Origin of the sequence: Pseudomonas sp., assembly GCF_050739655.1 — a bacterium.
GTDB lineage: Bacteria > Pseudomonadota > Gammaproteobacteria > Pseudomonadales > Pseudomonadaceae > Aquipseudomonas.
Genome location: NZ_JBOIBY010000311.1, coordinates 1 through 8513, shown reverse-complemented (window position 1 = coordinate 8513; position 8513 = coordinate 1). Strand labels below are relative to the sequence as shown.

7 protein-coding genes are annotated in these 8513 nt (G+C 59.5%); 1 reads left to right on the top strand and 6 read right to left on the bottom strand.

Features of this window, described 5'->3' with window-relative positions; translation table 11 throughout:
• Positions 1-37: 37 nt before the first annotated feature.
• Entirely contained in the window at positions 38-787 is a 750-nt protein-coding gene (locus ACRESJ_RS15110) for an electron transfer flavoprotein subunit beta/FixA family protein (protein ID WP_007987229.1), read from the bottom strand.
• Between the two features lie 548 nt (positions 788-1335).
• Here ACRESJ_RS15110 and ACRESJ_RS15105 point away from each other — a divergent pair.
• Positions 1336-3000, top strand: coding sequence for an electron transfer flavoprotein-ubiquinone oxidoreductase (locus ACRESJ_RS15105; RefSeq protein WP_431758613.1), 1665 nt, complete (start codon positions 1336-1338; stop codon positions 2998-3000).
• A 178-nt stretch (positions 3001-3178) separates the two neighbouring features.
• Here ACRESJ_RS15105 and ACRESJ_RS15100 read toward each other — a convergent pair whose 3' ends face one another.
• The 5 genes from ACRESJ_RS15100 to ACRESJ_RS15080 all read right to left on the bottom strand — a co-directional run bounded on the left by ACRESJ_RS15100 (position 3179) and on the right by ACRESJ_RS15080 (position 8365).
• Entirely contained in the window at positions 3179-3982 is an 804-nt protein-coding gene (locus ACRESJ_RS15100; RefSeq protein ID WP_431758612.1) for an IclR family transcriptional regulator, read from the bottom strand.
• 60 nt (positions 3983-4042) lie between these two features.
• The gene (locus ACRESJ_RS15095; RefSeq protein WP_431758611.1) at positions 4043-5353 is read right to left on the bottom strand and encodes an MFS transporter; all 1311 of its coding nucleotides are present in this window, start codon (positions 5351-5353) and stop codon (positions 4043-4045) included.
• A gap of 170 nt (positions 5354-5523) precedes the next feature.
• Positions 5524-6672, bottom strand: coding sequence for a galactonate dehydratase (dgoD, locus tag ACRESJ_RS15090; protein WP_007908327.1), 1149 nt, complete (start codon positions 6670-6672; stop codon positions 5524-5526).
• A gap of 60 nt (positions 6673-6732) precedes the next feature.
• Positions 6733-7353 carry a 2-dehydro-3-deoxy-6-phosphogalactonate aldolase gene (locus ACRESJ_RS15085; RefSeq protein ID WP_431758610.1) on the bottom strand — a complete coding sequence of 207 codons (621 nt, stop codon included), beginning with the start codon at positions 7351-7353 and terminating at the stop codon, positions 6733-6735.
• A gap of 19 nt (positions 7354-7372) precedes the next feature.
• Positions 7373-8365: a 2-dehydro-3-deoxygalactonokinase gene (locus ACRESJ_RS15080; RefSeq protein WP_431758609.1), complete on the bottom strand. Its 993-nt coding sequence runs from the start codon at positions 8363-8365 to the stop codon at positions 7373-7375.
• Positions 8366-8513 lie beyond the last annotated feature (148 nt).

The window sequence follows — 8513 nt, the reverse complement described above, 5'->3', positions numbered from 1 at the left end:
CTTTGTTGTCGTGTTCAGCAATAACCAAGATAGTCATTTAGATTACCTTCGCTTCGTTTTTCAGTTTCTCGACCAGTTCAGCCACCGACTTGACCTTGATACCCGCGCTGCGTGCAGCCGGCGCTTCGACTTTTACGGTCTTGTTGGTGGAGGCGGTGGAAACGCCCAAAGCGTCCGGAGTCAGCACTTCGAGAGGCTTCTTCTTGGCTTTCATGATGTTTGGCAGGGACGCGTAGCGCGGCTCGTTCAGACGCAGGTCGGTGGTCACGATGGCTGGCAGTTTCAGGGAAACTGTCTGCGCGCCGCCGTCGATTTCACGGGTAACAGCTACGCTGTCGCCGCTGATTTCGACTTTCGAAGCGAACGTGCCCTGACCGTAGCCGCTCAAGGCAGCCAACATTTGGCCCGTCTGGTTGTTGTCGCTGTCGATGGCTTGTTTGCCAAGGATCACCAGCTGAGGCTGTTCCTTGTCGACAACAGCCTTCAGCAGTTTGGCAACGGCCAGGGAAGTCAGATCTTCGGCGGATTCGACGAGGATGGCACGGTCGGCACCCAGAGCCAGCGCGGTGCGCAGTTGCTCTTGAGCGGTGGACGGGCCGACGGAGACGACGACGATTTCAGTCGCAACACCTTTCTCTTTCAGGCGTACGGCTTCTTCAACGGCGATCTCGCAGAACGGGTTCATCGACATCTTGACGTTGGCAAGATCGACGCCGGAATTGTCCGCCTTGACGCGGACCTTGACGTTGTAATCCACAACGCGTTTGACAGCTACAAGAACCTTCATGGATTCCTCGTTACTCTCCGGTGAAAAGAAAGTCGCCTAGGCGAACCTGGCGGTTGATGCTCATGGGGCACAAGGGCACCTCCAAAAACGCCGGCAAACGTGTCAAGTGAGCCTCGTTCACGATGATGATGACCGTTCGTCAGGAGTGACCGACGAGTCATTCAATACCGCGACGTGTAAACTGCGCGCCGAACCTGCGCAGCACATCACTTTCCACTGCCATCGCCCTGTCTTTAGAGGTGCTCTTGAAACCAACAGTCAGCCTACGGCGAGCGCAAAACCGCCCGTATCTTGACCGGAACACCTATTCCGGTCAATACGGCAAAATAGCCGTTCATAAGCCGCGTGACTTTGATTTCTCTGGCTTTGAGCCAATTCAAACAAACGTTTGTATTGGACCCTGAGAGTGGTGTAGATATAATGCGCCACCCAAAGAGAAAGGTGGTTGTTCGATTGTCCACTCCCGACGTTGCGCTGGGATTCATGGATGCGACACCAAACCTTAAAAAAATAGAAAAAACTGTTGAGCCTTGAGTAGGAGATAACCTGTGGAACGCGAATACATGGAATTCGACGTGGTCATCGTCGGTGCCGGCCCCGCTGGTCTTTCCGCTGCCTGCCGATTGAAGCAGAAGGCCGCCGAAGCTGGTAAGGAAATCAGCGTCTGCGTGGTCGAAAAAGGCTCCGAGGTCGGTGCTCACATCCTTTCCGGTGCCGTGTTCGAACCACGGGCCCTGAACGAATTGTTCCCGGACTGGAAAGAACTTGGCGCGCCGCTGAACACACCCGTGACCCGCGACGACATCTTCGTTCTGAAGAACGCTGAAAGCGCGCAGAAAGTGCCTGACTTCTTTGTGCCCAAGACCATGCACAACGAAGGCAACTACATCATTTCCCTGGGCAACCTGTGCCGCTGGCTGGCTCAGCAGGCCGAAAACCTGGGCGTGGAAATCTACCCGGGCTTCGCCGCCCAGGAAGCACTGTTCGACGAAAACGGCATCGTTCGCGGGATCATTACCGGTGATCTGGGCGTCGACCGTGAAGGCAATCCTAAAGAAGGCCTGTACACCCCGGGCATGGAACTGCGTGGCAAGTACACGCTGTTCGCCGAAGGTTGCCGTGGCCACATCGGCAAGCAACTGATCAAGCGCTTCAACCTCGACAATGATTCCGACGTCCAGCACTACGGCATCGGCCTGAAGGAAATCTGGGAAGTCGACCCGGCCAAGCACCAGCCTGGCCTGGTCGTGCACACCGCCGGTTGGCCGATGGACATCATGGGCACCGAGAACACCGGTGGCTCGTTCCTCTATCACCTGGAAAACAATCAGGTGGTCGTTGGTCTGATCGTCGATCTTTCCTACAGCAACACCTACCTGTCGCCGTTCGACGAGTTCCAGCGCCTCAAGCATCACCCGGTGCTCAAGCAGTACCTGGAAGGCGGCAAGCGCATCAGCTACGGCGCCCGCGCCATCTGCAAGGGCGGCCTGAACTCGCTGCCGAAAATGGTGTTCAAGGGCGGCGCGCTGATCGGTTGCGACCTCGGCACCCTGAACTTCGCCAAGATCAAGGGCAGCCACACCGCGATGAAGTCCGGCATGCTCGCCGCCGAATCGGTGGCTGACGCGCTGTTCGCCGACAAGGACGGTACCGAAGAACTGACCACCTATGTCGACGCGTTCAAGAACAGCTGGCTGCACGACGAGCTGTTCGCCAGCCGCAACTTCGGCCCGGCCATCCACAAGTTCGGCGCCATTGTCGGTGGCGGCTTCAACTGGCTGGACCAGAACATCTTCGGCGGCAAACTGCCGTTCACCCTGCACGACACCAAGCCGGATTACGCTTGCCTCAAGCTGGCCGCAGACTGCAAGAAGATCGACTACCCGAAACCGGACGGCAAGATTAGCTTCGATAAATTGAGCTCGGTGTTCATCTCTGGTACCAACCATGAAGAAGAGCAGCCGTGCCACCTGAAGCTGACCGACCCGAGCCTGCCGATCAGCAAGAACCTGCCGCTGTACGATGAGCCAGCCCAGCGTTACTGCCCGGCCGGCGTGTACGAAGTGATTACCAAGGAAGATGGCGAGAAGCGCTTCCAGATCAACGCCCAGAACTGCGTTCACTGCAAGACCTGCGACATCAAGGACCCTGCACAGAACATCACCTGGGTAACGCCGGAAGGCGCTGGCGGCCCGACTTACCCGAACATGTAAGCCAAACCGCTGAACATCAAGGCTCCCGAAATGGGGGCCTTTTTGTTGCCCGCGATTCAAGGGTCAATACAAGACCCTGTGGGAGCGGGCTTGCCCGCGATGACGATGACTCATCCAATATTGCAGTCAGCTGACACACCGCTATCGCGGGCAAGCCCGCTCCCACAGTTTTTTGTGTTTAAACCTTGAGCCCCAACTCGGCCGACAGTCGGGTCGTAACGCCCTTGATCAGGGGAATCAGCTCGGCCATTTTTTCCAGCGGCATGTACGGCACGGTGCTGGCGATGCTGATACCGGCCACGATGCGCTTGCTGGCATCGCGAATCGGCGCCGCCACGCAACGGATCGAGGGTTCGTTGTCTTCCAGATCGAAGGCGTAACCACCCGCCACGTACTCGATCATTCGCTGCTCGAACTGCTCCCAGGATTGCTCCGGGTGCTGCGGCCAGAACTGATTTTTCCCACCCGCCGGCAGGCTGACCTCATACAGCCGTAGCCACTCTTGAGGCGAGTCATCGAGCATCAACGCCTTGCCGATCCCGGTGCGCGCCAACGGCATGCGATGGCCCACCCGCGAGCGCATTTCCGGACCGTTACGTCCCGGGTTCTTGTGCAGGTACAACACCTCGTCGCCTTCACGAATGGCCAGGTGAATGGTGTCGCCGGTCAGCGCCGACAACTCATCCAGATACGGCCCGGCCAGCGTCACCAGCGGCAACTCTTCGCGTGCCTGAAACCCCAGCTCGATCAGCTTGGGCCCCAACAAGTAACCGACTTGCGGCACCACCCGCAGATAGCGTTCATCCACCAGGCAACTGGCCAAGCGATGGGTGGTGCTGCGCGTGGTGCCGATCAGCCGGGCGATTTCCTTGAGATCACGGGCGCCACTGGCCACGGCCTGGACCACACCCAGCCCGCGAAGCAGTGTCTGGGTGCCGGTTGGTGCGGCGTCCTTGGCGATTTTTGGGGCGTCTTCCTGCATATCCAGCCTTTACCGTTGAGCGAGTGAACGGGCGGCATTATGGTCGCCCGCGTGCCACGACTACAACTTGATACGCTCGACCTTCCCCACCAGCAAGATGTAGGAAAGTGCACCGATCAATGCCAGAACCGAGATATAGGTGATCGCAGGAGCGAAAGAATCACCACTGGCCAGGAAGCCAATCACGATAGGCGTGGCGATCGCCGACAAGTTGCCAATGAAGTTGAACACGCCACCGGTGAGTCCGAGCAAACGCGCCGGAGCCAGGGTCGACACCAACGACCAGGTGATAGAAGCCAGGCCGTTGCCGAAGAACGCCAGCGCGAGAAAGGCAATCACCAGCGGCGTCGACTCGACAAAGTTGGCACCGATGATCGACGTGGAAATCAGCAGCCCACTGATGATCGGCAGCTTGCGGGCGAAACCGACCGAATACCCACGACGGATCAGGAAGTCCGAAAAGAAACCGGAACACAGCACGCCGACGAACGCCGCGAGAAACGGCAGCGACGCCAACAGACCGGACTTGATGAAGTCCATGCCGCGGTATTTCACCAGATAGGTCGGGAACCACGTCAGGAAAAACCACAGTGTCGAGTTGAGGCAGAACTGGCCGAGGTAAATGCCCCAGAGCTTGCGTTTGGTCAGGACAATGCCCAGGTCGGTCCAGCTGAACTTGGCCTTGACCTTGGCTTGATCCGCCTGGATATCCACCAGCCCGCCGCCCTCGCGGATCAGATCGATTTCAGCTTCGTTGGCACCGTTGAAGTCCCGTGGCTCGCGATACACCGCGTACCAGATTGCCGCCCAAACGATGCCCACTGCGCCGGTGGCAACGAACACCATGTGCCAGCCGAACTCGTGCTGAAGCCATGCCAGCACCGGCGTCAGGAACGCCAGCCCGACAAATTGCCCGGAGGTGTAAAAACCGATGGCCGTGGCGCGCTCACGCTCTGGAAACCAGGTGGTGACCACGCGACTGTTAATCGGATATGCCGGTGCTTCCAGGGCACCGACCGCCATGCGCAGGACGAACAGCGCGATGAAACTGCCAGCGAAACCGAGCATGACCGTGGCAATCGACCACAGCAGCAACGCTGCGGTGTAGAGAATGCGCGGCGGCACGCGGTCCACCAGCCAGCCGCCGGGAATCTGCATGGCGGCGTAGGTCCAGCCGAACGCGGAGAAGATCAGGCCGACGTGAATCGGGTCAATGCCCAGGTCGCTGGTCAGCGCCGGCGCGGCAATCGACAGGTTACTGCGGTCCAGATAGTTGATCACCACGGTGATGAACAGCAGGACCATGATGAAAAAACGCTTGCGGCTGGGCGTCACCAACGACGCCTGCCCGGTGAGGGTTTGCGGTTGCATGGGGGGTGCCTCTTTTTATGTTTATTGAGGTCGATTTGTAGGCTTGTGCTGAACCCTGTGGGAGCGGGCTTGCCCGCGATGGCGGTGGCACATCCGACATAAATGTGACTGACAGGACGCCATCGCTGGCAAGCCAGCTCCCACAAGGGCTCGAGTGGGTCAGAGAGCACTCACCACTCGGCAAAACTGCCATCGGCATGACGCCAGATCGGGTTGCGCCAGCGGTGGCCGACGGCGGCGCGTTCGATCACGTATTCCTCGTTGATCTCGATGCCCAGGCCTGGGCCGTTCGGGATTTTCACGAAGCCTTTGTCGTAATCGAAGACCCGTGGATCTTTCACGTAGTCGAGCAGGTCGTTGCTCTCGTTGTAATGGATGCCCAGGCTCTGTTCCTGAATGAACGCGTTGTAGCAGGCCGCGTCCAGTTGCAGGCACGCCGCCAGCGCAATCGGCCCCAGCGGGCAATGCAGCGCCAACGCCACATCGTAGGCTTCGGCCATGTTGGCGATCTTGCGGGTTTCGGTGATGCCACCGGCGTGGGATGCATCGGGCTGAATGATGTCGACGTAGCCTTCGCTAAGCACGCGCTTGAAGTCCCAGCGCGAGAACAGCCGCTCACCCAGGGCGATCGGCGTGCTGGTCAATGGCGCCAGTTCCTTCAGGGCTTCGTAGTTTTCGCTGAGCACCGGCTCTTCGATAAACATCAGTTTGTACGGGTCGAGTTCCTTCATCAGCACCTTGGCCATCGGCTTGTGCACCCGGCCATGGAAGTCCACGCCGATGCCGACGTTCGGGCCGACCGCATCACGCACGGCGGCGACGTTGGCCAGGGCCAGGTCGACTTTCTCGAAGGTGTCGAGGAATTGCAGCTCTTCGGTGCCGTTCATTTTCACCGCAGTGAAACCACGACTGACCGCTTCTTTCGCTGCCCGCGCGGTATCCGCAGGACGGTCGCCGCCGATCCACGAATACACGCGAATCTTGTCCCGCACTTGACCACCCAACAGGTCGCTGACCGATACGCCGAGGGCCTTGCCCTTGATGTCCCACAGCGCCTGGTCGATACCGGCCAGGGCGCTCATGTGGATCGCGCCGCCACGGTAGAAACCGCCGCGATACAACACGGTCCAGATGTCCTCGATGTTGCGTGGGTCTTTGCCGATCAGGTAGTCAGATAATTCTTCAACGGCAGCCGCCACCGTGTGGGCACGGCCTTCGACCACGGGCTCGCCCCAGCCGGTTACGCCTTCGTCGGTTTCGACCTTGAGGAAGCACCAGCGCGGCGGAACGATGAAGGTGGTCAGTTTGGTGATTTTCATCTGTGCTCTCTTTTTATCAATGCAGCTCTTATTGGATGAGCGCTCGCGGCGCCAAAATTCTTAGCGAAGGGCTTTCCAGGCAGCGACATAGGCCTTGGCATTGGCCGCCACTTGCTCAGGGCTCATGCCCGGTTTGAACAGGCCCGAGCCGAGGCCGAAACCCTTGACGCCAGCGTCGATGAACACCTGCATGTTGTCCGGTGTGATCCCGCCGACGGGTGCCAAAATCGTTCCGGCCGGCAGTACGGCGAGCCAGGCTTTGACGACAGCCGGGCCCATCTGCTCGGCGGGGAACATCTTCAGAATGTCCGCGCCTTCGGCCAGTGCCGCGAACGCTTCAGTCGGCGTGGCGACACCCGGCGACAGAAACAGCCCCGCCGCTTTCGCCGCGCGCAAGACCTTGGCGTCGCTATGGGGCATGACGATCACCTGACCACCCGCCGCTTTCACCTGCTCGACCTGTTCCGGCGTCAGCACCGTTCCCGCACCGATCAGGCAATCGGCGGGCAAGGTATCGCGCAGGATGCGAATGCTGTCGTACGGCTCCGGGGAATTGAGCGGCACTTCGATGACGCGAAATCCGGCGGCGTACAGGACTTCGCCCATGGCCGCGGCTTCTTGCGGACGCAGGCCGCGCAGGATGGCGATCAGACCGTTTTGCGCCAGTGCTTGTTTGAGCATGTCAGGACTCCAGTCAGGTTTAACGGATTGGGTTGGGCTGGATCAGGCCGGCAGCCAGTGCCAATTGCCACAACCCGCGTTCGGTGGCCTGCTCGGCCAGGGTCACCCGCGCAAAACCACAGGCGTCGAGCGCCCGGCTGTAACGAAGGCAGAGTTGGGAATTGCCGATGAGGATGACCGACGGCAGATGCGCGCTGTTGCGCCGACGCCGTTGAACGCTGGCCAGGGCCGCCAGTTCATGGCCAATCAGCAGGCCGGACAGATAATCCGGCTGCGCAGTTGCACTTAGCTCGCCGGTCAGCCCAAGGCTGCGGGCACTGAACAAGGTCGAGAGCGGGCCGTTTTCACCGTCCGCCGACAACGCGACTTGCACACCGCGATCAAAAGCCTCGCTATCGAACGAACCGCCGCGCTGCTGGGTGCGCCCCAAAATGCTGTGTTCGCTGAGTACGGCGAAGATTTCGCCGGTCATGAACGTATCGAAATGCACGATACAGCCATCGGCCACTTCCACCCATTTCGAATGACTGCCCGGCAGGCCGATCAGAACCTGTGCGCCGGTCTCGCACGACAGGTTCGGCAAAACGCCGAGCACTTGTGTCTCTTCGCCACGCATCACGTTTGGAAGGCGCGAACGCTGGATCACGCCTGGGACGATGTGCACATCGACGCCGCGAAGACTGCGAACGGTTTGTAGGGAGTTTCCGAGATTGGCAACGTTTGCCGGTGTGTCGCGGTAAGCCGCTTCGCGCCAGCCCTGGGCGCTGCCGACCATGCCGCAGACAATCACCGGCAGATCCGGCTGCGCGTCGAGCCAGTCACCACAGGCTTGGTCAAACGCCAGTTCAAAGCCGTCGGCGCATTCGCGACCGTTGATGACCCGAGGCGCCTTGGGCAGCTGCATGATCCCCGAAGACAGCGAACGCTGTTCGAGCACCTGGCCACCTTCGGCAAGTTTGTAGGCACGTAATGAGGTTGTCCCCCAATCGAGCGCGATCAATTGCGCCAGCATCGCTTCACCTGTTCTGTTTTTTGGTAGTGAGTGAGCGGACTATAAACCCGGAACGGGATAAATCTCAATATATAAATATACATCCCACATATTGAGATACAGACAAAAAAGATCGCAGCCTGCGGCAGCTCCTACACGGGGATTTGCG